This is a genomic window from Flavonifractor sp. An4, assembly GCF_002161755.1.
Lineage (GTDB): Bacteria > Bacillota > Clostridia > Oscillospirales > Oscillospiraceae > Flavonifractor > Flavonifractor avicola.
Window position 1 is genome coordinate 1 of record NZ_NFIL01000032.1, and the last position, 23,165, is coordinate 23,165.

Genomic DNA, 23,165 nt, shown 5'->3' on the forward strand with positions numbered 1-23,165 from the left:
ATCCGCCCGGCATCGAGGTTTTGCCTGTGGCAAAACGCTCGGACGCGCAAAGCGCGGGGGCGAATTCGGCCTTACATCTGGTCAGTGTCCAGCAGGATGGTCACGGGACCGTCATTCTGGCTATAAACCTGCATATCAGCGCCGAATTCGCCGTGCTGGACCTCAAAACCCCGTCCGGCGCACTCGGCCATAAACTTTTCATACAGGGGGATGGCGATGTCCGGCTTGGCGGCCCCGGAGAAGCCGGGACGGCGGGACTTGGTGTCGGCGTAGAGGGTGAACTGGCTCACCACCAGCAGGGAGCCCCCCACCGCCTCCAGGTTCAGGTTCATCTTCTCGTTCTCGTCCTCAAAGATACGCAGGCCGCACACCTTGTCGGCCATCTTGACGGCCTGGGCCTCGGTATCGCCGGGGGCCACCCCCAGCAGCACCAGGAAGCCCTGGCCGATTTCGCCGTTCACCTTGCCGTCAATGGTGACGGAGGCGTTCTTTACGCGGGTCACAACTGCACGCATAGTATAAATTCCTTTCTCATTTACCGGTATTCACGGACAAACCCCTTGGCAAAAATGGGGTCGATATCGAACACCGCCTTGTCTCCGGCGGTACATTTCAGGTCGGTCACGTCCACAATGGTCTCGATGGCGCCGATGCCGCCGATGACCCTGGCCTTCTGGCCGTTGACCCGGACGGTAATCTGCCGCTGGGTAAGCCACCGGCGAATGGCGTCCAGCAGGCCTCCCGCCCAGGGGCGACCCATGCCGAAGCCGTTCTGGTACCCCACGGGCAGCACCGCCACCCGGGTGTTCTTTTTCAGGGGCGCGGGGGTGTTGCCCCCCACAATGTGGCCCTTGGGCACCCAGCGGGTCTCCTCCACCTTGACCTCGCCGTAGCCCACCCGGCGCAGGCCGTCCCCTCTGGCCCGGCGGCACCGGCCCATCAGCACGGTGCCCGCCCGGACGCCCCCCAGCCGGGCGGCAGGGTGGTGCATCAGCACATAGGACCCGGCGGCGTGGACGGTGCCCGTCTCAAACCCGGCGGCGTGGATGGCCTCCACCGTTTTGGTAAACTCCTCCACCTGGGCCGCCAGAGCCTTGCCCTTGCGGCTCTTGGTGTACAGCTGGGTACACACCCCGGACACGGCGATGCTGGACAGGTCCCGGAAGGTGGACAGGATCTTCTCCGGCTCGCTGGAGAGAAAGCCCCCGAAACCCATGCCGGTGTCGATCTGGATGTGGGCCTCGGCAATGGTGGACCGGGCCTCTGCCACCCCGTTGAGGGCCATACCGCTGTCATGGGAGCCCACGGTGCAGATCACGTTGAGATCCAGCAGCTGCTCCAGCTCCTCCCGGTCGGTGGTGCAGCGGAGCATGAGGATCTCCTCCTCCACAAAGCCCGCCTTCCGCAGGGCGGCGGCCTCCGCCACCTCGGACACGGCGAAGCGGCCGATACCCTCGGCCCGGAGGGCCTTTGCCAGCTCCACCAGACCGGCTCCCTGGCCGTCTCCGGTGACCACGCCGTAGATCACGGCGCCCCCCGCCCGCTCCTTGACCACGGAGATATTATTCTTCAGTGCATCCCGCTCGATGACCAGGGTTTTCATGGCTCCGCCGCCTTTCCGTGGATAGTCCTTTCCATTATATACTCCCTGCCGATTTGAGTCAATGAAAAGGGGACAGGCCTTGTGTTTGAGTGCAAAAAGTGCTATGATTGAGTATTGATACAGACTTTTCGGGAGGAACCGTTTTGAACCGACAGACCACCAAAATTTCCCCCGCCGACGTGGCGCGTCAGCGGGACTTCTGCCAGAAACTCCATGAGCGCAACGCCGCCCGTCCCACCGCCCCGCTGGCCTTTGTGGATACCTACGGCTGCCAGCAGAATGAGGCCGACTCCGAGCGGCTGCGGGGCTACCTGCAGGAGATGGGCTACGACTTTACAAACAGCGAGGCCGAGGCCGATCTCATCCTCATCAATACCTGCGCCATCCGGGAGCACGCCGAAATGCGGGTGCTGGGCAACGTGGGCGCCCTGGTCCACACCAAGCGGGCAAAGCCCAACCAGCTCATCTGCGTGTGCGGCTGCATGGCCCAGGAGCCCCACCGTGCCCAGAAGATCAAGGAGAGCTACCGGCAGGTGGACCTGGTGTTCGGGCCCCACGCTCTGTGGCGGTTCCCGGAGCTCCTGTACCGGCTGGTGACCCGCCGGGGCCGCATTTTCGACATCACCGACGAGCCCGGCTCCATCGCCGAGGGCATCCCGGTGGTGCGCCAGGACAGGGTGAAGGCCTGGGTGTCCATCATGTACGGCTGCAACAACTTCTGCACCTACTGCATCGTGCCCTACGTCCGGGGCCGGGAGCGCTCCCGCCAGCCGGAGATTATTCTGGAGGAGATCCGGGGCCTGGTGGCCGAGGGATACAAGGACATCACCCTGCTGGGCCAGAACGTCAACTCCTACGGCAAGGATCTGGACGCCCCCATGGACTTCGCGGACCTCCTGAAGGCGGCCTCCGAGATTGAGGGGGACTTCCTGCTGCGCTTTATGACCAGCCATCCCAAGGACGCCTCCCAGAAGCTCTTTGACACCATGGCGTCCTCCCCCAAGATCGCCCCCTGCTTCCACCTGCCCTTCCAGGCGGGCAGCGACCGGGTGCTCAAGGCCATGAACCGGGTGTATGACCGCTCGGGCTACCTGGACAAGGTGCGCCGTTTGCGTGAGGCCATCCCCGATGTGGTCATCACCTCCGACGTCATTGTGGGATTTCCCGGGGAAACCGCCCAGGAGTTCGAGCAGACCATGACCCTGCTGGACGAGGTGCGGTTTGACGCCCTCTTTACCTTTATCTATTCCCCCCGGGTGGGCACCCCCGCCGCCAAAATGGAGGACCCCGTCTCCAAGGAGGAGAAGGCGGCCTGGTTCCAGCGGCTGGTGGAGCGGCAGGACCAGATTTCCGAGGAAAAGCACGCGGCCTATATCGGCAAGACGGTGCGCTGCCTGGTGGACGGCACCGACGACAAGGGCCTCACCGCCCGCACCCCCGGCAACCGGCTGGTGCGCCTCACCGGGGACGAGTCCCTCATCGGCCAGTTTGTGGACGTGAAGATCACCGGGGCCAATAAGTGGTCTTTGATGGGGGAGAAGGCGGAGTAAAATACGGATTGCCACGCCAGTGTGCGCACTGGCTCGCAATGACAGGCAGGAGGACGGAGCCATGTATTACGTCTATATCCTGGCAAACGCCACCAATGTAGCCATTTACACCGGGGTAACCCGGGACCTGGTCCGCCGGGTCGCCCAGCACCGCGCCCATGCCGATCCCGCCAGCTATACCGCCCGTTATGATATTACAAAATTGGTCTATTTTGAGGCCACCCCATCCATCCAATCAGCCATTGCCCGAGAAAAGCAGAGCAAATCCTGGTCCAGGAAACGAAAAAACGCCCTGGTCAACCGCCGGAATCCCGGATGGACTGATCTGTACCCCACACTATAGGGCCGTCATTGCGAGCCAGTGCGCACACTGGCGCGGCAATCCGTCCCTTTCCATTTCAATTATCATTTAGAAAAGGAGCGCCCGCCATGCCGTCCGAGCTGACCCCCATGATGCGCCAATATCTGAAAATGAAAGAGCTTCACCCGGACTGCATCCTCTTTTTCCGGCTGGGTGACTTCTATGAGATGTTCCAGGAGGACGCCAAGCTGGCCTCCAAGGAGCTGGATCTCACCCTCACCACCCGGGACCGGGGCAAGCCGGAGGATCAGCGCACCCCCATGTGCGGCGTGCCCTACCACAGTGCCGACGCCTATATCGCCCGGCTCATCGCCAAGGGCTACAAGGTGGCCATCTGCGAGCAGATGGAGGACCCCGCCCAAGCCCGCGGGCTGGTGGATCGGGACATCATCCGCATCGTCACCCCCGGCACCGTCATCGCCTCCTCCATGCTGGAGGAGGGCCGCAACAACTTCATCTGCGCCATTTATCAGGACTCCGCCGGGGCGGGGCTGTGCTTCTGCGACATCTCCACCGGCGAGATCTCCGTTACCTCCTTTACCGGCCCCGACGCCCAGGAGCACCTGTGCAACGAGCTGGGCCGCTTCTCTCCCCGGGAGGCCATGCTGTCCGACGGGGCCTACAGCGACGCCGCCCTGCTGGACTTCCTCACGGGCAAGCTGGACTGCCGGTGCGAGAACGGCGGGGAGGCCCGCTTCCGTCCCGATTCCGCCCGCTCCCTGGTGGAACAGCAGTTCACCAGCGGCCTGGATCATCTGCCGGAGGGGGACGACCACGCCCTCCAGGCGGTGGGAGGCCTGCTGAGTTACCTGTACGAGACCCAGAAAACCGACCTTTCCCACATCACCAGCCTGAGCTGGTACACCTCCGGCCAGTTCATGGAGCTGGACCTCACCGCCCGGCGCAACCTGGAGCTCACCGAGACCCTCCGCTCCAAGGAGAAGAAGGGGAGCCTTTTGTGGGTGCTGGACAAGACCCGCACCGCCATGGGCCACCGGCTTATCCGCACCTGGATGGAGCGGCCCCTGCTGTCCCCCGGCGCCATCAGCCGCCGGCTGGGCGCGGTGGAGGAGCTGGTGGGCGATCCCATCGGCCGGGACGAGCTGAAAAACACCCTGCGGGAGGTCACCGACCTGGAGCGGCTCATTGGCCGTATCGTGTACGGCACCGCGGGAGGAAGGGACCTGATGGCTCTGGCCACCGGCCTGGGCAAGCTGCCCCGGCTGCGGGAGCTGCTCTCCCCCTACTCCGGCGCCCTGCTCACCGCCCTGTCCGCCGGCCTGGACGACCTGCCCGACCTGCGGGAGCTGATCTGCTCCGCCATTGTGGACGAGCCCCCCTTCTCCGTCCGGGAGGGCGGCTTCATCCGGGAGGGCTACGACCCCGAGGTGGACCGGCTGCGGGACATCCTCACCAACGGCAAGGACCTGGTGGCCGCTGTGGAGGCCCGGGAGAAGGAAAAGACCGGCATCAAGAGCCTGAAAGTTGGCTTCAACAAGGTATTCGGTTACTACATCGAGGTATCCAAGTCCTACTACGACCAGGTGCCGGAGGACTACATCCGCAAGCAGACCCTGGTGAACTGCGAGCGGTTCATCACCCAGGAGCTGAAGGACCTGGAGCATGAGATCCTGTCCGCCCAGGACCGGGTCACCGCCCTGGAGTATCAGCTCTTCTGCGACCTGCGGCGGCAGTCCGCCGCCCGGGTGGGGGACATCCAGCGCTCCGCCGCCGCCGTGGCCCAGGTGGACGTGCTGGTCTCCTTCGCCGCCGTGGCCGCCGAGCAGGGCTACTGCCGCCCGGAGGTGGATCTGTCCGACACCATCGAGATTTCCGAGGGCCGCCACCCGGTGGTGGAAAAGATGCTGAAAAATGCCCTCTTTGTCCCCAACGACACCCGGATGGACGGGCGGGACAACACGGTGGCCATCATCACCGGCCCCAACATGGCGGGCAAGTCCACCTATATGCGCCAGGTGGCCCTCATCGTCCTCATGGCCCAGATGGGCTCCTTTGTCCCCGCCAAGTCGGCCCGCATCGGCATCGTGGACCGGGTGTTCACCCGCATCGGGGCCAGCGACGATCTGAGTGCCGGCCAGTCCACCTTCATGGTGGAGATGACCGAGGTGGCGGAGCTGCTGAAAAACGCCACCAGCAAGAGCCTGCTGATCCTGGACGAGATCGGCCGGGGCACCTCTACCTACGACGGTATGTCCATCGCCCGTGCGGTGCTGGAGTACTGCGCCGACAAGAAAAAGCTGGGGGCCAAGACCCTCTTTGCCACCCACTACCATGAGATCACCGCCCTGGAGGGGGTCATCCCCGGAGTGAAGAACTACAACATCGCCGCCAAGAAGAAGGGGGACGACATCCTCTTCCTGCGGAAGATCGTCCCCGGCGGGGCCGACCAGAGCTACGGCATCGAGGTGGCCAAGCTGGCCGGGGTGCCCGACAAGGTCATTACCCGGGCCCGCCACATTCTGAAGGAGCTGGAGGCCGGCGGGGTCCAGACTCCCCAGGCCCCGGCGGCTCAGGCCACCGACCAGATGTCCCTGCTGGACATGGGAGGCGGAGAGGTGGTCCGGCGGCTCCAGGGGGTGGATCTCAACACCCTCACCCCCATCGAGGCCATGAACCTGCTCTTTGAATTGAAGCAGCTGGTATAAAACCAACCACAAAAAAGGAGGAACACACCATGCTCACCGGACGGCGCCGCCCCTGGCGGCCCCAGATCACCCGGGCCGAATGTTACCGGGGCTGGGTCTTTTTCGCCCTGTATGTGTTTCTCTTCCCCTGGCTCATGGGCTGGGTCCAGCGCTCCTATCAGGGGGAGTTTCCGGTGGCCGAGGCCAACGTGGTGTACTACCTCATCATTGCTTCTCTCACCTTTCTGGTGTTCTGGTCCTTCCTGAGAACCGGCTTCCGGCTGCTGCTGGACTGGCTGCCGGAGAACCTGTTCGCCTTTGTCACCGGCCTGGTGGGAGCCGAGGTGCTCTCCTTCCTGGTGGGCCTCATCCCCCTGCCGGTGCAGAACCCCAACCTGATCAGCTACCCCGAGCAATACTACTTCGCCCCCGCCGCCACCGTCTTTATTCTGGTGGTACTCATGCCCCTGGTGGAGGAGCCCCTGTTCCGTGGTCTGCTCTTCGGCTCGGTCCGCAATTACAGCCGGCCCCTGGGCTATGTGCTGTCGGTGATCCTCTACTCCTTCTACTGCGCCGTCCAGTTTGTGTATGCCTTTGGGACCCTGGACCTGCGGTACCTGCTGCTGATGATCCAGTATGCCCCCATGGCCCTGGCGCTGGCCTGGTGCTACGACCGGGGCGGCTCCATCTGGAGCGCCGTCGCCCTGCATATGACCCTCAACGGGTTTACGTTGCTGGGGGCGCTGCACTGATCCCGCGGAGTGCCGGGTGCGCCGCCCCTGCATTCATCCATTCCTCCGTTTAGAAAGCAGGTATTTCTATGCCTCACATCCAACAACTTGACTCCCATGTGGCCGACCTGATCGCCGCCGGCGAGGTGGTGGAGCGGCCCGCCTCCGTGGTGAAGGAGCTGATGGAAAACGCCATCGACGCCGGAGCGGACAAGCTGACGGTGGAGATCCAGCACGGGGGCATGACCCTGATCCGGGTCACCGACAATGGCTGCGGCATTGCCGCCGACGAGGCCCCCACCGCCTTTCTCCGTCACGCCACCAGCAAGCTGCGTACCGAGTACGACCTGGAGGCCATCGGCACCCTGGGCTTCCGGGGCGAAGCTCTGGCCGCCATCTCCGCCGTGTCCCGGATGGAGCTGCTCACCCGCACCGCCGACGCCCCCCTGGGCACCGCCCTCTCTCTGGAGGCGGGGGTGGTGGTGAGTCAGGAGGAGGCGGGCTGTCCCCAGGGCACCACCATGGTGGTGAAGGATCTGTTCTACAACACCCCCGCCCGGCTCAAGTTTATGAAGAAGGACTCCGCCGAGAGCGCCGCCTGCTTCGCCATGATCCAGCGGCTGGCCCTGTCCCACCCGGAGGTGAGCATCAAGTTCCTCCGGGACGGCAAGCAGGACCTGCTCACCCCCGGCGACGGCAAGCTCCAGTCTGCCCTGTACGCGGTGCTGGGGAGGGACCTGGCACTTGGCTTCACCCCGGTGAAGGGCTCCGGGGAGGATATGAGCGTCACCGGCTTTGTGTCCCTGCCCACCTGTTGCCGGGGCACCCGGGGCTATCAGCACTTCTTCGTCAACGGCCGGTATGTAAAGAGCCGCACCATGATGGCCGCCCTGGAGGAGGCCTACGCCAACCAGAAGATGGTGGGCAAGTTCCCCGGCTGCGTGCTCCACCTGACCACCAGGCTCAACGCTGTGGACGTGAACGTCCACCCTACCAAGCAGGAGGTCAAGTTCGGCAGCGATAAAAAGGTATTTGACGCGGTGTATTACGCCGTAAAGTCCACCCTGGAGGCTGACCGGTCCCGGCCCTCCGCCCTGGCGGACAGCCCCCGGCTGGCCCCCAAGGCAACTCAGGACACGGTGACCCCTCACCAGACCACCTTCCGCACCATGACGGCGGAGCAGTTTTGCAAGACGGCGGACAAACCCGCTCCGTCTCTGCCTCTCCACGATATTGCCGCCCGGCCTGCCCAAACCGCTCAACCTGTGCGGGCGGCCACAAGGGTGGCCCCTACAACTCCGCCCCAGCCTGTGCGGCCCGAGCCCAAACCGGCTCCGGCTCCCACCCCATCGTCTGTAAGGACTGCTGTCCCAGATATCCCGGTCAAAACCACCCCGCCTGTGGAGGTTGCTCCCGAGACCCCGCGGGCGACCACAAGGGTCGCCCCTACGGTGGTCGAAAAGGAACCCGTTCCCACCATCCCCCCTGTGGAACCCCAGACTCCCATCCAGCCCGAGCCAGAAGAAACACCCTGGCGTATGGCGGGTGAGGTCTTAAACACCTACATCATCGTGGAGCAGGGGGACAAGGTGCTCCTCATCGACAAGCACGCCGCCCATGAGCGGATGAACTTTGACCGCCTGAAGGCGGCGGGATACACCCCCATGGTCCAGACCCTCCTGACCCCGGTGGTCTTTACCCCTCCGGCGGAGGAGGGAGCCGCCCTGCTCTCCCAGCTGCCCCTGCTGGAGCGCTTCGGCTTTGAGGCGGAGGACTTCGGCGGCGGGGCTATCATCGTCCGCACCGCCCCCGACGACGTGGACGCCGCCGCCATTCCCGACGTGCTGCTGGAGCTGGCAGGCAGGCTCATTACCTGCGGCACAGCCGACCCGGACAGCGCCCGGGACGCCCTCCTCCACACCATGGCCTGCAAGGCGGCCATCAAGGGGGGCCAGAAAAACGGGGAGGCCGAGCTGCTCAAGGTAGCTAAAGCTGTCATGGCGGGGGAAGTGAAATATTGTCCCCATGGCCGCCCGGTGGCCATTGAGCTGACCCGCAGCCAGATCGAAAAGCGGTTCGGACGGGCATAACTCCCCGGGAAATGTGGTCCCTTCCCCAGAATCCGACAAAACCTTTCCAGTAATTGGTATATATTGGATGCATCTCAGAGAAAAAGGAGTGCATCCATATGCAAAAGACACCCAACCTGCAAGACCTGTTCCTGCTCCGCGCCCGGCGGACCCGGGCCAACGTCACCACCTTTTTGATGAACGGCTATCAGCTGAAAGGCCAGATCGTGGGCTATGACGCCTTTGTGGTGGTACTTATGACGGGGGACAAGCAGCAGGTGATCTACAAGCACGCCATCTCCACCATCGTGCCCGAGCGGGCCATCTCTCTGGAGCGGGAGGAGCGCGGCGACTGACCAAAGGAGCGCCTATGAAGCAAGGTTCTTTGAATTCCCGCATCGTGATGCTGCTCGTACTGGCGGGGGTACTCATTTCCATCGGAGTCTCCGCCTTCAGCAGCCTGCGGGAGCTCTATCCCACGGTGCTGGCCTATACCTACACCGTCAGCGACAGCGTGGAGGCCACCGGCTTTCTGGTCCGGGAGGAGAGTGTCCTCACCGGCCAGGGCGGCACGGTGGAGGTCCTCCCCGAGGAGGGGGAGAAGGTAAGCCGGGGTGAGACCGTGGCCCTGCTCTACCAGAGCGACGCCGGACTCACCCAGCGGGAGACCCTCCAGCAGCTGCTGCTGGAGCAGGAGCAGCTGGAATATGCCCTGGCCCAGACCGGCGGCAGCGGCGACTCCGCCCAGCTCAGCGACCGGGTGGCCGACGCCATTGCCAATCTCCGGGGGGCTTCCGCCTCCGGCGACCTCACCGGTCTGGAGAGCCAGACCATGGAGCTGAAGAGCCTGATTTATAAGCGCAGCTATACCTTTGACGCGGAGGGGGAGGACTCCACCGCCGCTCTCCAGGCCTCGTTGGACGACGTGAAGGCCCAGATCCAGTCTTTGACCGCCCAGGCCTCCCAGAGCACCAGCCGGGTCACCGCCGCCCAGTCGGGCATTTTCTCCGGTCTGGTGGACGGATACGAGAGCCTCATCACCCCCGCTATGATGGAAACCCTTACCCCGGCCCAGCTGAAGGACCTGTCCAACCAGAAGCCGGCGGAGGATACCTCCGCCATTGGCAAGCTCATCACCAATTCCACCTGGTACTTTGCCTGCACCCTGCCGGAGGCGGACGCCGAGCGGCTGGTGGAAGGGCGGAGCATCACCGTCCGCTTTTCCCGGGACTGGTCCGGCGAGGTGGACATGAAGGTGGAGCGGCTGGGGGACCCGGTGGACGGGCAGGTGGTGGTGGTACTGTCCACCGACAAGTTCCTGTCCGACACCACCCTGCTGCGGCGGCAGACGGTGGAGCTGGTCTTTGAGACCACCTCCGGCATCCGCCTGCCCAAGGAGGCCCTGCGGGTGGAGCAGCAGACCGTCACCGACAGCGAGACCGGCGAGGAGTCCCAGGTATCGGTCACCGGCGTGTATGCCCTGGTGGGCCAGTGTGCCGAGTTCAAGCCGGTATCCATCCTGGCCGAGGAGGACAACTACATCCTGGTCACCGCTGCCGATACCTCCACCACCACCGCGGCCAAAAAGGCCCTGCGGGCGGGAGACCAGATCATCATCTCCTCCGGCGAGCTCTATGACGGCAAGGTCATCGATTAGTTTGGACGATCCCTCTGCGCCCCAGACGCGCAGGCGGTTTTGCCTTATTTATGTGTGTATTTTTTGGAGGTGCCTATTATGTCCCTGGAAGAGAAAGTAGCGCAGGTCAAGGCCAACATCGCCGCCGCGGCCCGGGAAGTGGGCCGTGACCCGTCCGAGATCACCCTGGTGGCCGCCACCAAGGTCCAGACCTCGGATACCATCCGGCAGGCCATTGCCGCCGGTATCACCATCTGCGGAGAGAACCGGGTGCAGGAGATGACCGCCCACCTGGACGACGACGCCTATGCCGGGGCCGCCCTCCATTTCATTGGCCATCTGCAGACCAACAAGGTCAAGCAGGTGGTGGGCCGGGTGGATCTCATCGAGTCGGTGGGCTCGGAGCATCTGCTGGACGCCATCGAGGCCCAGGCCGCCAAGCTGGACCTGGTCCAGGACATTCTGCTGGAGATCAACATCGGCGGGGAGGAGTCCAAAAGCGGCATTTCTCCCGACGAGCTGCCCGCCCTGGCCCAAAAAGCCGCCGCCTGTCCCCATGTGAATCTGCGGGGGCTGATGGCCATCCCTCCGGTGGCCGAGGGACCCGATGGAAACCGGCCCTTTTTTGCGAAAATGCGTCAGCTTTTTGTTGACATAAGAGACAAGATGTCGGATAATGGAACCACAATCGACTGTCTTTCTATGGGAATGAGCGGCGATTATGAGGACGCCGTCCGCGAGGGCGCCACCCTGGTGCGCGTAGGCACCGCCCTGTTCGGCCCCCGCCCTCCCATGCATAAAGCTTGATATGATTCAGGAGGTAACCGAATATGGGATTGTTTGATGAACTGCGGCGGCTGGCCCGCCCCTATGAGGACGAGCCGGAGGACGACTACGAGGACGACTTCGAGCCTGTCTCCCGCAGTGAGCGGATGGACCGCACCGGCGGCGACCGGCTGGAGCGCAAGAGCGCCAAGAGCCAGGCCGCTCAGGAGTCCACCGGCAGCCTCTATTCTCCGGATAACGAGCGCCGCAGCAACAAGGTGGTCAACATCCACACCACCACTCAGCTGCAGGTGGTGCTGGTAAAGCCCGAGCGCTTCGAGAACGCCAGCGAGATCGCCGACCATCTGCGCGAGAAGCGCACCGTGGTCCTCAACCTGGAGTCCACCAACAAGGACATTGCCCGCCGCCTGCTGGACTTCCTGTCCGGCGTGGCCTACGCCAACGAGGGCAAGATCAAGAAGGTGGCCATCTCCACCTATATCATCACGCCCTACAACGTGGACATTCTGGGCGATCTTATTGATGAGCTGGAGAACAACGGGCTGTATTTCTAAAAGCAGTCTTAGGAGAACAACGTCCACGTTGTCCCGCCGGGAGTCCGGCGTCCCAAGCGTTTTTGCACAGCAAAAACCTTGATGCCGGGCGAATTCATTTCGCCCGGGCAGATCCAAAATCGGGGTCCCCGCACGATGCGCAGCATCGGGTGGGAACAAGACACAAAAAATCAGGGGGAATCAGCCTATGCTTACGCCGCAGGAAGTTTCGGAACACGCCTTTACCAAGGCGTTTAACGGATATAATATGTCGATGGTGGACGAATTTCTGGATATCCTGACGGCGGATTACACCACCCTCTACAAGGAAAACGCCACCCTGAAGGCCAAGATGAAGGTGCTGGTGGAGAAGGTGGAGGAGTACCGCTCCACCGAGGACGCCATGCGCAAGGCCCTGATGACCGCCCAGAAGATGGCGGACGACCTGGTGGCTGAGGCCGAGAGCAAGCGCAACCAGCTGATGCAGAACGCCGAGGCCGATGCCAAGGCCCGTATGGCCGAGCTGCAGCAGGCCATTCGGGACGAGCAGATGCGTCTGGCCGCCGCCCAGCAGTCCACCGCCGCCTATGTGGGCAAGCTGAAGGAGCTCCATCAGCACGAGATGGATTTCCTCAGCGGCCTGTCCAAGCTGACCGCCGCCTCCCCTGTGTCCGTGGACCCGGTGGGGGATACCGCCCGGGACATCGAGGAAAACGTGGAGCGGATCATCCAGCAGGAGCAGGAGGACACCACCGACCTGTCCGCTCCCAAGGCCTCCGAGGGCGCCAAGGAGAGCAGCCTGTACGATGAGCTGATGGAGCTCAGCGGCCGGAAGGCCCCCGCCGCCCATCCGGTGGAGGAGGACGAGGATGACGTGGTGGAGGAGCCCACCCGCCGCATCGACTTTGACAACCTGCAGTTCGGCAAGGACTACGAGATCCGCTGAACCGCTAACAAACCATGACGGAAGGCGCCGCGGTTTTCCACGGCGCCTCCTTTTTATCTGGAGGCATGACCATGCACTATCTGCACACCACCCTTTACGTCACCGATCTGGAGGCTTCCGTCTCCTTTCTGGAGAATTGGACCGGGCTGAAGGTCCTCCGCCGGTTCTCCATGGGCGACGCCCACTTTGCCTTCCTCTCCGGTGGGGAGGGGGAGACCGCTGTGGAGCTGATCCAGGGCGCCGGCCACTCTGACGTCCGCTATGCCGGTCTGTCCCTGGGCTTTGCCGTGGCCGACCTGGACGGGGAGCGGGCCCGGGCGGAGGCCGCCGGGCTGAACCCCACCCCCATCCGTGAGCCCCATCCGGGGGTCCGCTTCTGTTTTCTCACCGGTCCGGACGGACTTACCGTTCAGCTGATGCAAAAGGGGTAAAACCCCTTGACAGAAGCCTTGCAAACAGGTAAGATACTGGGAGACGCCAAAAAAGGGCGTCTCCCAGTGATTTTCATCTGTAAAATGCTGTGACGAGGACGAGTACCGCCCCCAACCCTGCGCAGAGAGCCGCCGTTTTGGTGCAAGGCGGACAGGACGGGCCGGGAAAATCACCTCTGAGCATGGCCGCCGAACGGAGTAAGCGGCCCCGGCTGGCCCCGTTACAGGCTGTCGAGCGGTTCCGGTATGCCCGGAACAACGAGAGTGGTACCGCAGAGGTGTGCGCCTTTGTCTCTTGAGAGACGAAGGCGCTTTTTGTTTGCCTCCAACCCCGTTTTTTATTTATTTTCAATATAAAAAGGAGAACCATCATGGACTACAACCAGACTGTCCACCTGCCCCAGACCGACTTCCCCATGCGGGCAGGCCTGCCCAAGCGCGAGCCCGATATGCTCCAGGAGATGTACGACCACGACCTGTACAACAAAATGGTGGGGCGCAACGAGGGCAAGCCCACCTTCGTCCTCCACGACGGCCCGCCCTACGCCAACGGCAACATCCACATCGGCACCGCCCTGAACAAGATCCTCAAGGACATCATCGTCAAGCACAAGAACATGACCGGCTTCTGCGCCCCCTATGTGCCCGGCTGGGACACCCACGGCCTGCCCATCGAGTCCGCCGTCCTCAAGGACAAGAAGGTCAAGCGGGACGAGATGACCACCGCCCAGTTCCGCACCAAGTGCCGGGAGTACGCCGAGAGCTACATTGCCAAGATGACCGAGCAGTTTAAGCGCCTGGGCGTGCTGGGCGAGTGGGACAACCCCTATATCACCCTGCTGCCCGAGTTTGAGGCCAAGCAGATCGAGGTCTTTGGCAAGATGGCCGAGAAGGGCCTCATCTACAAGGGCATGAAGCCGGTGTACTGGTGCCCCGCCGACCAGACCGCTCTGGCCGAGGCCGAGATCGAGTACGCCGACGACCCCTGTACCACCATCTTCGTGAAATTCCCCGTCCGGGACGACAAGGGCAAGCTGGGCCAGTACACCGACCTCAGCCGCACCTACTTCGTGATCTGGACCACCACCCCCTGGACCATCCCCGGCAACTTTGCCATCTGCCTCAACGCCGACTTCGACTACGTGCTGCTCCAGGTGCCCTCCGGCGACGTGTATATCCTGGCCAAGGACCTGGCCGAGAGCGTGTGCAAGGCCGCCCACATCGACTATGAGGCCTGCAAGGTGCTGGCCGAGCTGAAGGGCAGCGAGTTTGAGCTGATGACCGCCACTCACCCCCTCTTCGACCGTGAGTCCGTCATCCTCAACGGCGACCATGTCACCCTGGACGCCGGCTCCGGCTGCGTCCACACCGCCCCCGGCTTCGGCGCCGAGGACTTCCAGATCTGCCAGCAGTACGACAAGGCCGGCCTGACCAACATCGGTGTGCCCGTGCCCGTCAACGCCAAGGGCGTCATGACCGACGAGCGCTACAACGGCCAGTTCTACGCCAAGGGCAACGGCCTGGTGGTGGAGGACCTGGAGAAGGAAGGCTTCCTGGTGGCCAAGGAGTCCATCACCCACTCCTACCCCCACTGCTGGCGCTGCAAGAACCCCATCATCTACCGCGCCACCGAGCAGTGGTTCTGCTCTGTGGACGCCATCAAGGACACCGCCGTCAAGGCCTGCGATGACATCCAGTGGCACCCCGGCTGGGGCAAGGAGCGCATGATCTCCATGATCTCCGAGCGCAACGACTGGTGCATCTCCCGTCAGCGCGTGTGGGGCGTGCCCATTCCCATCTTCTACTGCGACGACTGCGGCGCCGACATCGTCACCCCCGAGACCATCGCCCATGTGGCCGCCCTCTTCCGGGAGCACGGCTCCAACGTGTGGTTTGACCGTGAGCCCAAGGACCTGCTGCCCGAGGGCTTCGTGTGCCCCAAGTGCGGCAAGGCCCACTTCTCCAAGGAGACCGACATCATGGACGTGTGGTTCGACTCCGGCTCCACCTGGGCTGCCGTGGCTGCCGAGCGTCCCTACCTGAAGTACCCCGCCGACCTGTACCTGGAGGGCGGCGACCAGTACCGCGGCTGGTTCCAGTCCTCCATGCTCACCTCCATCGCCGTCAACGGCGTGGCCCCCTATCACCAGATCGCCACCCACGGCTGGACCGTGGACGGCGAGGGCAAGGCCATGCACAAGTCTCTGGGCAACGCCGTGGCCCCCGATGAAGTCATCAAGGAGTACGGCGCCGATATGCTCCGCCTGTGGGTGGCCTCCGCCGACTACACCCAGGATATGCGCATCTCCAAGGAGATCATGAAGCAGCTCTCCCAGGCCTACCTGAAGATCCGCAACACCGCCCGCTATATGCTGGGCAACCTGTGCGATTTCGATCCCGATGCCAACCTGGTGCCGGTGGAGCAGCTGATGGATCTGGACCGCTACGCCCTCCACTGCCTCAACGAGCTGGTGAAGAACGTCCGGGCCGCCTACGACCGCTACGAGTTCCACGGTGTGTACCGCGCCATCTACAACTTCTGCGTGGTGGATATGTCCAACTTCTATCTGGACATCATCAAGGACCGCCTGTACTGCGGCAGCGAGGAAGAGCGCCGCTCCGCCCAGACCGCCCTCTACTATATCCTGGACGGCATGACCCGCTTGGTGGCCCCCATCCTGGCCTTCACCTCCGACGAGATCTGGCACGCCATGAAGCACGCCGCCGGTGTGGACGCCGAGAGCGTGCTGCTCAACGATATGCCCGAGGACAACGCTGCCTTCGCCCTGAGCGAGGCCGCCAAGGACCGCTGGGCCAAGCTGGTGGCTCTCCGTGACGCCGTCAACAAGGCCCTGGAGAACGCCCGCAACGCCGGCGTGTTCAAGAAGGCCCAGGACACCGAGGTGACTGTCTCCGTGTCCGCAGAGGACGCCGACTTCCTGAAGGACGTGGACCTGGCCTCCCTGTGCATCGTGTCCAAGGTCACCGTCACCACCGACAGCGTGGAGGGGGAGAAGAACGAGGAGTGCCTCATCCCCTGCACCATCGCCGTCAAGCTGTCCGAGGCCCCCAAGTGCCCCCGCTGCTGGAACCACAACGACGCCATCGGCACCGACGGCCATCACGCCGAACTGTGCCCCCGCTGCGCCGCTGTGATTGGAGAATAAGACCGGGCACAGTTCGGCCCCCCGCGAAGCGGGGCGCGCGCCGGCGCGTCCAAGCGTTTTGGGCCGCCGGCCCAAAACCTTGATGCCGGGGCAATTCACTTGCCCCGAGCAGATGAAAATATCGGGGCCCCCGCCGGGCTGTGGCCCGGTGGGGCGCTGTGCCCCCGCTGCGCCGCTGTTGTGGGCGAGTAAGCCATATTGTGAAAAAGGGCCTGTTGCAAAATAGCTGTTTTGCACAAACCTGTCATTGCGAGCCAGTGCGCACACTGGCGTGGCAATCCGTTTCCCCGGCAAAAGGGACGGATTCCCACGAAAAACGGCCGCCCGGTGGGCGGCCGTTTTTCTCGGAATGACGGGTCTTTGTACGAGCTGCACATTTTGCAACAGGCCCTTTTTTGCGGGCGGCCATAAAGGCCGCCCGCCGTCCCGGCCGATGGGCCCGTTTTCCGCCTCATAGGCCCGGATGTGGACCCGAAGGAGCTGGCGGACGTAGCCCGACAGGCTGCGGCAGGACTGCCGGGCCAACCAGACCGCTTTTTCTTTGGTCTCCGGGGTGACCTGGATGGAAATGGTGCGTGCTTTCTTTTTGTCCTCCATAGAAATGCCCCCTTTCGCTCATAATATCATTCTTAATCACTCTAGTCAACTCTATATAAATCTTTGTGAAATATCACTCTTATTGATATTATAAAGATACAAATAGATACAACGAGGAGGGAATGAGTATGGGCGTTCAGGAAGCCCCCTATTCTCTGCGGCTGGAGCATGAGGTCATGCAGAAGATCCGCGTTCTGGCCGCCAAGGAGCGGCGCTCCATCAATATGCAGCTGTGCATCGCCGTGGAGTCCTATCTGAACCAGTACGAGCAGGAACACGGGGAGATCCCCGTTCCCGCCGAGGATTGACCCCTCGGGGCCGTCCGTGTTACAATGGAAGGAACTTTCCGTCAAAGGAGCCTGAAACTATGCTCTATGCCATTCTGGCCGCCGCCCTGGTAGGCCTGGATCAGCTGGTGAAATTCCTGGTCCGGGCCTACATCCCCATGGGGGAGGGGGTCCCCTTTCTGCCCCACATCCTCCAGCTGACCTACTACCAGAACACCGGCGCGGCCTTTTCCATCTTTGAGGAACATACCTGGATTCTCACCCTGATCTCGGCGGCTGCCTCCATCCTTATCATCGTGCTGATGGTCAGAAAGACCTTCAACCACCCCTTCGGCATGGTCTCCCTGGCCCTGGTGCTGGCGGGTGCGGTGGGCAACCTCATTGACCGGCTCTTCCTGGGCTATGTCACCGATATGTTCCAGACCCTGTTTATGAACTTCCCCATCTTCAACGTGGCGGATATCTGCATTGTGTGCGGCGGCATTGCCTTCTGCGTCTACTTCCTGCTGTTCTGCAAAGAGGAGGACAAGGCATGACCCCCCTGCATCTGACCGCCGACCGGGCGGGGGAGCGGGCCGACCAGTTCCTGGCCCGGCTGCTGCCCGAGCTGACCCGCTCGGCGGCCCAGCGGCTGCTGGAGGAGGGGGCCGTCACCCTGAACGGCCTGCCGGTGAAGAAGAACTACAAGACCAGCCTGGGGGATGAATTGGTGCTGGCCCTGCCTGACCCCGCCCCCATCGATGTGGTGCCCCAGGACATCCCCTTAGACGTGATCTACGAGGACGACGACGTCATCGCCGTCAACAAGCCGGTGGGCCTGGTAGTTCACCCCGCCGCCGGGCATCCTGACGGCACCTTGGTCAACGCATTGTTATATCACTGCGGTAATTCACTCTCCGGAATCAACGGAGAGCTGCGCCCCGGCATTGTCCACCGCATTGACCGGGACACCTCGGGGCTCATCATTGCCGCCAAGAACGACTTTGCCCACCTGTCTCTGGCGGAGCAGCTCCAGGACCACTCCCTGTACCGGGAATATGAGGCGGTGTGCGTGGGCAATTTAAAGGACGAGTCGGGCACCGTGGACGCCCCCATCTTCCGCCACCCCACCGACCGGAAGAAGATGGCGGTGAACAAGCTCCAGGGCCGGCGGGCGGTGACCCACTGGTCGGTGCTGGAGCATTTAAACGGCTATACCCACATCCAGTGCCGCCTGGAGACCGGGCGCACCCACCAGATCCGGGTCCACATGGCCTACATGGGCCACCCCCTGCTGGGGGACGTGGTATACGGGTCCAAAAAGCCCTGGCCGGGGCTGGCGGGGCAGTGCCTCCACGCCCGGCGGCTGTCCTTCATCCACCCCCGCACCGGGGAACGGGTCACCCTGGAGTGCCCGCTGCCCCACTGGTTTGAGGCGGTGTTGACAAAGCTGCGCGCTATGGTATAAACTTTATAATATCAGTTTAATTCAGAAGGGAGGCGGCTGCCATCGGAAAGTTTGACGGTGTTCTGCTGGTCAGCGATTTTGACGATACCCTCTATGGTGAGAATATGCAGGTGGCCCCCGCCAACCTGACCGCCCTGGACTACTTCACCCGGGAGGGGGGCATCTTTACGGTGGCCACCGGACGGGCTCACCCCACCTTTGCGCCCCACGCCCGCTGCGCCCCCATCAACGCGCCGGTGGTGCTGTCCAACGGCTCGGCTCTGTACGATTTCCATGAGGACCGGATGGTATACGAGACCTTCCTGCCCCAGCGGGTGCGGGAGGACTTGCAGCAGGTGGCCCGGGACATTCCGGAGATCGGCTTTGAGGCCTACAATCACGACGATATCTACGTCTATCAGCCCAACGAGGTCACCCACCGGCATCTGACCCGGGCGGGGGCCACTGCGTCGGAGGTGCCCATTGCCCAGATGCCTTTGCCCTGGAGCAAGGTCATTTTGCAGCAGCGCAACGAGATCCTGCTGGAGACCCAGCGGTATATGCTGGATCGGTGGGCGGAGCACTACGAGGTCATCTTCTCCAACGCCGTGCTGCTGGAGCTCACCCGGAAGGGGAGCAACAAGGGCGGCATGGTGGCCTATCTGGCCCGCTATCTGGGTATCGATCCCAAAAAGATCTACTGTGTAGGGGACAACCAGAACGACATCCCCATGCTGGCCATCTCGGCCATCCCCTTCGCCCCCTCCAACTGCGCCCAGGAGGTCAAGGACTGGGGCGCCCGCATCCTGTGTTCCTGCGAGGAGGGCTGCGTGGCCCAGATCGTGGAGATTCTGGACTCCATTTATTAAAACGCAAAAAAAGGGGCCTGTTGCAAAATAGCTGTTTTGCACAAACCTGTCATTGCGAGCCAGTGCGCACACTGGCGTGGCAATCCGTTTCCCCGGCAAAAGGGACGGATTCCCACGAAAAACGGCCGCCCGGTGGGCGGCCGTTTTTCTCGGAATGACGGGTCTTTGTACGAGCTGCACATTTTGCAACAGCCCCCTTTTTGTTTACACATAGCCCAGCAGGCCCCGGACGGAGACCTCGCCGGAGGAGAGAGCCTCCTCGCTGCCGTCGGCCCAGCGCACCACCAGGGCGAAGGTATCGTCCACCCCCACCGCCGTGCCGATGCGCTCCTCCTGCCCCCGCAGCACCTTGATCTGGCGGCCCACGGTGATGCAGTCCGCCCGGTACCGCTCCAGCCAGCTGTCCCATTGCCCGGGAAAGTCCCGGTCCAGCCTGTCCAGGGCGTCCAGCAGGGCGGCGGCCATCTCCGCCCGCCGTGGGGCCTTGCCCAGCGCCTGGGCCAGGGAGATGGCCACCGGGGCCACCTCGGGGCCAAAATCTTCTTCTGTCTGGGTCAGGTTCACCCCGATGCCCGCCACCACATAGCGCAGGGCGGCGGTCTCTCCCTCCAGCTCCAGCTCAGTGAGGATGCCGCACAGCTTGCGCCCATCCAAAATCACGTCGTTGGGCCACTTGATGCCGGGACGAATGCCACACACCTGCTCCACCGCGTCGCACACCGCCACCGCCGACCAGGCGGTGAGGGCGCTGACCTGCTCCAGGGGACAGTTTGGCCGCAGCAGGGCGGACAGGTACAGCCCCCCCGGCGGGGACACAAAGCTGCGGCCCCGGCGGCCCCGGCCTCCGGTCTGGGCGGCGGACACCACCACCAGCCCCTCGGGCACCTGATCCACCGCCCGGCGCTTCACCTCGTTGTTGGTGGAGTCCACCGTGTCCAGGCACACCAGGTTGGTGCCGATCTTCCGGCCCGGGTCCATCAGCTCGCCGGGGGAGAGGAGATCGGGGGACTCCTCCAAAGCGTAGCCCCGGCGGGGAGCGGAGGAGATCACATAGCCCTCCTGCCGCAGGCCCTCCATGGCCTTCCACACCGCCGCCCGGCTCACCCCCAGCTTCTGACTCATGGCCTCCCCCGACAGGGGAGCACCCCCCTGGGCCTTCAACAGGGCCAGTACCTCGTCCCGCAGCATGGTCATCCGTCCTCTCTGCTTTTTTCTATGGTATATTGTAGCCTGTCTCCGCTCTCTTTGTCAACCAATTTGATTTTATGGTTGACATTCTCTCTATTGTAAACTATAATCCAATTAGAGTTTACAATATACCCAGGAGGTACCACCATGAAAGTCAAGTCTCTGGTCCACGTCGCCGTAATGGCGGCCCTCATTACCCTGTGCGCCTGGATCACCATCCCCACGGTGGTGCCCTTTACCTTGCAGACCTTTGCCATTTTCCTGGCGGTGGGCATCCTGGGGGGCAAGCTGGGTTCCCTGTCCGTGCTGGTCTACCTGCTGCTGGGAGCGGTGGGCCTGCCGGTGTTCTCCGGCTTTTCCGGCGGCATCGGCCGGTTTGCCGGGGTCACCGGCGGCTATCTCATCGGCTTTCTCCTCATCCCCCTGGTGATGTGGGGGGCCCAGACCCTCTTTGGCAAGGGCCCGGTGGTCTTTGTGCTGTCCGCCGTTGTGGGGCTGGCGGTGTGCTACGCCTTCGGCACCGCCTGGTTCGTCCTGATGTACGCCGCCACCAGCGGCCCCATTGGGGTGGTATCCGCCCTGTGGAGCTGCGTCATCCCCTTCCTCATCCCCGATGCCCTCAAGCTGGCTCTGGCCCTGGTCCTCAGCCGCCGGCTGGCCCCTGTGATGGCAAAGGCCATGGCGTGACTCATATCCCATGCCCCTGTCCCATATAGTAGAGACAAGACTATGTGGGAAAGGGGCATTGTCATGCCGTATGAAAGTGAGCGGGGCCGGCCGGAGGTGGCCCACCATCTGATCCTGGAGGACCGGGAGCGCCTGTCGGTGTCCGGGGTGGAGGAGGTGGAGAGCTTTGACGAAAACACCATCGTCATGCACACCTCCCAGGGCACCCTGATTATCCGGGGAGAAAACCTGCACATTGAAAAGCTGAGTCTGGACGGCGGGGACCTGAAGGTGGAGGGGGACGTGGACTCCCTCACCTACGAGGACGGCCGGGGGGAGAAGTCCGGCGGCTTCTTTAGCCGCCTGTTCCGTTGAGATGGAGATCTGGGTATCGGAGCAGGCCCTTTTTCTGCTGGGAGCGGTGGGCCTGGGGGCGGCGGCAGGGCTGATCTACGACCTGCTGCGCATCCTGCGGGTACGCCTGCCCCTCCCTCTCATCGGGGGACTAATGGACCTGCTGTTCTGGCTGGTGGTGACGGCGGCCATCTTTGTCTACTCCACGGTGGCGGGCCGGGGACAGGTGCGGGGCTATCTGCTGGCCGGGATACTGGCCGGCGGCGGGCTCTACTTCTGGGCCCTGAGCCGGGGCTTTTTGTGGCTGGGCTACCGGCTGGCCGATCTTGTTGGGGTGGTGTGGCATATTGTTACACTACCCCTTGTGGTGATGGGGAGGCTCTGTAAAAAAATCGGAAAATCCGCAAAAAAAGCCTTCCATTATCGTCCGAAGTGGTATAAAATAAATACAATATCCGATGAAACGGAAGATACCCCCCGGTCAGACCGGGCCGCCGACGGGGAAGGAGTCACCCATGAAACTCAAGAAAGCATCCCTTCTGACCAAACTCGTCATCCTGGCGCTGCTCATCGGCACGGCCACCGGCCTGCTGACCATGCGCAGTCAGCTCCAGGCCGCTCAGGCCGATCTGGCCGCCGCCCAACAGCAGGTGGAGGAGCAGAAGCAAGTCAACGCCGACCTGGCCGACGCCGTGGAAAACAGCGGCGATCCGGACCGGCAGGCCGACCTGGCCCGTGAGAAACTGGGCCTGGTGGAACCGGGCGAATACGTCTTCCAGTTCACCGATTGAATTTTGAAAGAGAGGATTTTTCAGGCAAATGGAGTTTGGTGTTGGTACGATTGTGGAAGGAAAGGTCACAGGCATCACGAAGTTCGGCGCTTTCGTCTCGCTGCCCGAGGGCAAATCGGGGCTGGTGCATATCTCTGAGATTGCCTATTCCTATGTAAACGATGTAAAGGATCATCTGAAGGAAGGGCAGGAGGTCAAGGTCAAGGTCATCGGCATCGACGAGAACGGCCGTATCAACCTCTCCATTAAGAAGGCTATGGATCCGCCTCCCCGTCCCGCCGGTCACGGCGGTCAGGGCCGTCCCGGCGGACGCGACCGCGGCTTCAACGGCGGTTTCCGTGGCAAGCCCGCTCCCGCCGAGCCCACCACCTTTGAGGATCGGCTGAAGCAGTTTATGGCCTCCTCCGACAGCAAGCTGTCCGAGCTGCGCCAGGCGGAGCGCCGCAGCTCCCGCCGCGGCGGCCGGAAGTAATTCCATCCGTACATCACAAATCCCCGCGTCTCAAGACGCGGGGATTTTTCTTTGCCG

At 63.0% G+C, this 23,165-nt stretch carries 24 protein-coding genes and 1 other annotated feature; of the genes, 20 read left to right on the forward strand and 4 right to left on the reverse strand.

Translation table 11 applies throughout. The annotated features are described in order from the left end of the window. Positions 1–71: 71 nt before the first annotated feature. Positions 72–515, reverse strand: coding sequence for a D-aminoacyl-tRNA deacylase (gene dtd / locus B5F94_RS12455; protein WP_087188909.1), 444 nt, complete (start codon positions 513–515; stop codon positions 72–74). A gap of 20 nt (positions 516–535) precedes the next feature. Beyond that, positions 536–1,603, reverse strand: coding sequence for an alanine racemase (locus B5F94_RS12460; RefSeq protein WP_087270844.1), 1,068 nt, complete (start codon positions 1,601–1,603; stop codon positions 536–538). A gap of 143 nt (positions 1,604–1,746) precedes the next feature. Here B5F94_RS12460 and miaB point away from each other — a divergent pair, with 143 nt between their 5' ends. The 16 genes from miaB to B5F94_RS12540 all read left to right on the forward strand — a co-directional run bounded on the left by miaB (position 1,747) and on the right by B5F94_RS12540 (position 19,637). Beyond that, a complete protein-coding gene (gene miaB / locus B5F94_RS12465) occupies positions 1,747–3,153 on the forward strand; it encodes a tRNA (N6-isopentenyl adenosine(37)-C2)-methylthiotransferase MiaB (protein WP_087330540.1) in 1,407 nt (468 codons plus the stop codon). Positions 3,154–3,214: 61 nt separating this feature from the next. Next, positions 3,215–3,496, forward strand: coding sequence for a GIY-YIG nuclease family protein (locus B5F94_RS12470; protein WP_087330542.1), 282 nt, complete (start codon positions 3,215–3,217; stop codon positions 3,494–3,496). Between the two features lie 86 nt (positions 3,497–3,582). Continuing rightward, complete coding sequence (gene mutS, locus B5F94_RS12475) at positions 3,583–6,180, forward strand: DNA mismatch repair protein MutS (protein ID WP_087330544.1); 2,598 nt, start codon at positions 3,583–3,585, stop codon at positions 6,178–6,180. A gap of 29 nt (positions 6,181–6,209) precedes the next feature. Then, positions 6,210–6,911 (forward strand): CPBP family intramembrane glutamic endopeptidase, encoded by a 702-nt coding sequence (locus B5F94_RS12480; RefSeq protein ID WP_087330546.1) that lies wholly within the window; start codon positions 6,210–6,212, stop codon positions 6,909–6,911. A gap of 68 nt (positions 6,912–6,979) precedes the next feature. Beyond that, entirely contained in the window at positions 6,980–8,980 is a 2,001-nt protein-coding gene (gene mutL, locus B5F94_RS12485; protein WP_087330548.1) for a DNA mismatch repair endonuclease MutL, read from the forward strand. A gap of 98 nt (positions 8,981–9,078) precedes the next feature. Continuing rightward, a complete protein-coding gene (gene hfq, locus B5F94_RS12490) occupies positions 9,079–9,315 on the forward strand; it encodes an RNA chaperone Hfq (protein ID WP_087188916.1) in 237 nt (78 codons plus the stop codon). 14 nt (positions 9,316–9,329) lie between these two features. After that, entirely contained in the window at positions 9,330–10,616 is a 1,287-nt protein-coding gene (locus B5F94_RS12495) for an HlyD family efflux transporter periplasmic adaptor subunit (RefSeq protein WP_087330550.1), read from the forward strand. 78 nt (positions 10,617–10,694) lie between these two features. Next, positions 10,695–11,402, forward strand: coding sequence for a YggS family pyridoxal phosphate-dependent enzyme (locus B5F94_RS12500; RefSeq protein ID WP_087330552.1), 708 nt, complete (start codon positions 10,695–10,697; stop codon positions 11,400–11,402). Between the two features lie 23 nt (positions 11,403–11,425). Further along, positions 11,426–11,935 (forward strand): cell division protein SepF, encoded by a 510-nt coding sequence (locus tag B5F94_RS12505; protein WP_087330554.1) that lies wholly within the window; start codon positions 11,426–11,428, stop codon positions 11,933–11,935. A gap of 187 nt (positions 11,936–12,122) precedes the next feature. Further along, positions 12,123–12,860 carry a DivIVA domain-containing protein gene (locus B5F94_RS12510; protein WP_087330556.1) on the forward strand — a complete coding sequence of 246 codons (738 nt, stop codon included), beginning with the start codon at positions 12,123–12,125 and terminating at the stop codon, positions 12,858–12,860. A gap of 71 nt (positions 12,861–12,931) precedes the next feature. Beyond that, a complete protein-coding gene (locus tag B5F94_RS12515; protein WP_158099534.1) occupies positions 12,932–13,291 on the forward strand; it encodes a VOC family protein in 360 nt (119 codons plus the stop codon). An 80-nt stretch (positions 13,292–13,371) separates the two neighbouring features. Then, positions 13,372–13,590 (forward strand) — a binding site (T-box leader). Positions 13,591–13,662: 72 nt separating this feature from the next. Then, entirely contained in the window at positions 13,663–16,458 is a 2,796-nt protein-coding gene (ileS, locus tag B5F94_RS12520) for an isoleucine--tRNA ligase (protein WP_087330560.1), read from the forward strand. Between the two features lie 725 nt (positions 16,459–17,183). Next, positions 17,184–17,363 carry a hypothetical protein gene (locus B5F94_RS12525; RefSeq protein WP_087272846.1) on the forward strand — a complete coding sequence of 60 codons (180 nt, stop codon included), beginning with the start codon at positions 17,184–17,186 and terminating at the stop codon, positions 17,361–17,363. A 59-nt stretch (positions 17,364–17,422) separates the two neighbouring features. Further along, positions 17,423–17,878, forward strand: a complete 456-nt coding sequence (gene lspA, locus B5F94_RS12530; protein ID WP_087330562.1) for a signal peptidase II — start codon at positions 17,423–17,425, stop codon at positions 17,876–17,878. Further along, a complete protein-coding gene (locus tag B5F94_RS12535) occupies positions 17,875–18,789 on the forward strand; it encodes an RluA family pseudouridine synthase (RefSeq protein WP_087330564.1) in 915 nt (304 codons plus the stop codon). Before lspA ends, B5F94_RS12535 begins: the two co-directional genes overlap by 4 nt. A gap of 65 nt (positions 18,790–18,854) precedes the next feature. Further along, a complete protein-coding gene (locus tag B5F94_RS12540) occupies positions 18,855–19,637 on the forward strand; it encodes an HAD-IIB family hydrolase (protein ID WP_275533314.1) in 783 nt (260 codons plus the stop codon). Between the two features lie 204 nt (positions 19,638–19,841). Here the strand turns inward: B5F94_RS12540 and B5F94_RS12545 are convergent, their stop codons facing one another. After that, complete coding sequence (locus B5F94_RS12545) at positions 19,842–20,825, reverse strand: biotin--[acetyl-CoA-carboxylase] ligase (RefSeq protein ID WP_087330578.1); 984 nt, start codon at positions 20,823–20,825, stop codon at positions 19,842–19,844. Positions 20,826–20,972: 147 nt separating this feature from the next. Here B5F94_RS12545 and B5F94_RS12550 point away from each other — a divergent pair, with 147 nt between their 5' ends. Next, entirely contained in the window at positions 20,973–21,512 is a 540-nt protein-coding gene (locus B5F94_RS12550; RefSeq protein ID WP_087188928.1) for a biotin transporter BioY, read from the forward strand. Between the two features lie 63 nt (positions 21,513–21,575). Beyond that, a complete protein-coding gene (yabP, locus tag B5F94_RS12555; protein ID WP_087330580.1) occupies positions 21,576–21,866 on the forward strand; it encodes a sporulation protein YabP in 291 nt (96 codons plus the stop codon). Positions 21,867–21,996: 130 nt separating this feature from the next. Here yabP and B5F94_RS16625 read toward each other — a convergent pair whose 3' ends face one another. Continuing rightward, on the reverse strand, positions 21,997–22,191 hold the full coding sequence (locus B5F94_RS16625; protein ID WP_162612773.1) for a hypothetical protein: 195 nt from the start codon (positions 22,189–22,191) through the stop codon (positions 21,997–21,999). Between the two features lie 169 nt (positions 22,192–22,360). Between B5F94_RS16625 and B5F94_RS16495 the strand changes: the two genes are divergently transcribed. Beyond that, entirely contained in the window at positions 22,361–22,636 is a 276-nt protein-coding gene (locus tag B5F94_RS16495; RefSeq protein ID WP_087330569.1) for a septum formation initiator family protein, read from the forward strand. Between the two features lie 28 nt (positions 22,637–22,664). Continuing rightward, positions 22,665–23,108: a S1 RNA-binding domain-containing protein gene (locus tag B5F94_RS12570; RefSeq protein WP_087188930.1), complete on the forward strand. Its 444-nt coding sequence runs from the start codon at positions 22,665–22,667 to the stop codon at positions 23,106–23,108. Positions 23,109–23,165 lie beyond the last annotated feature (57 nt).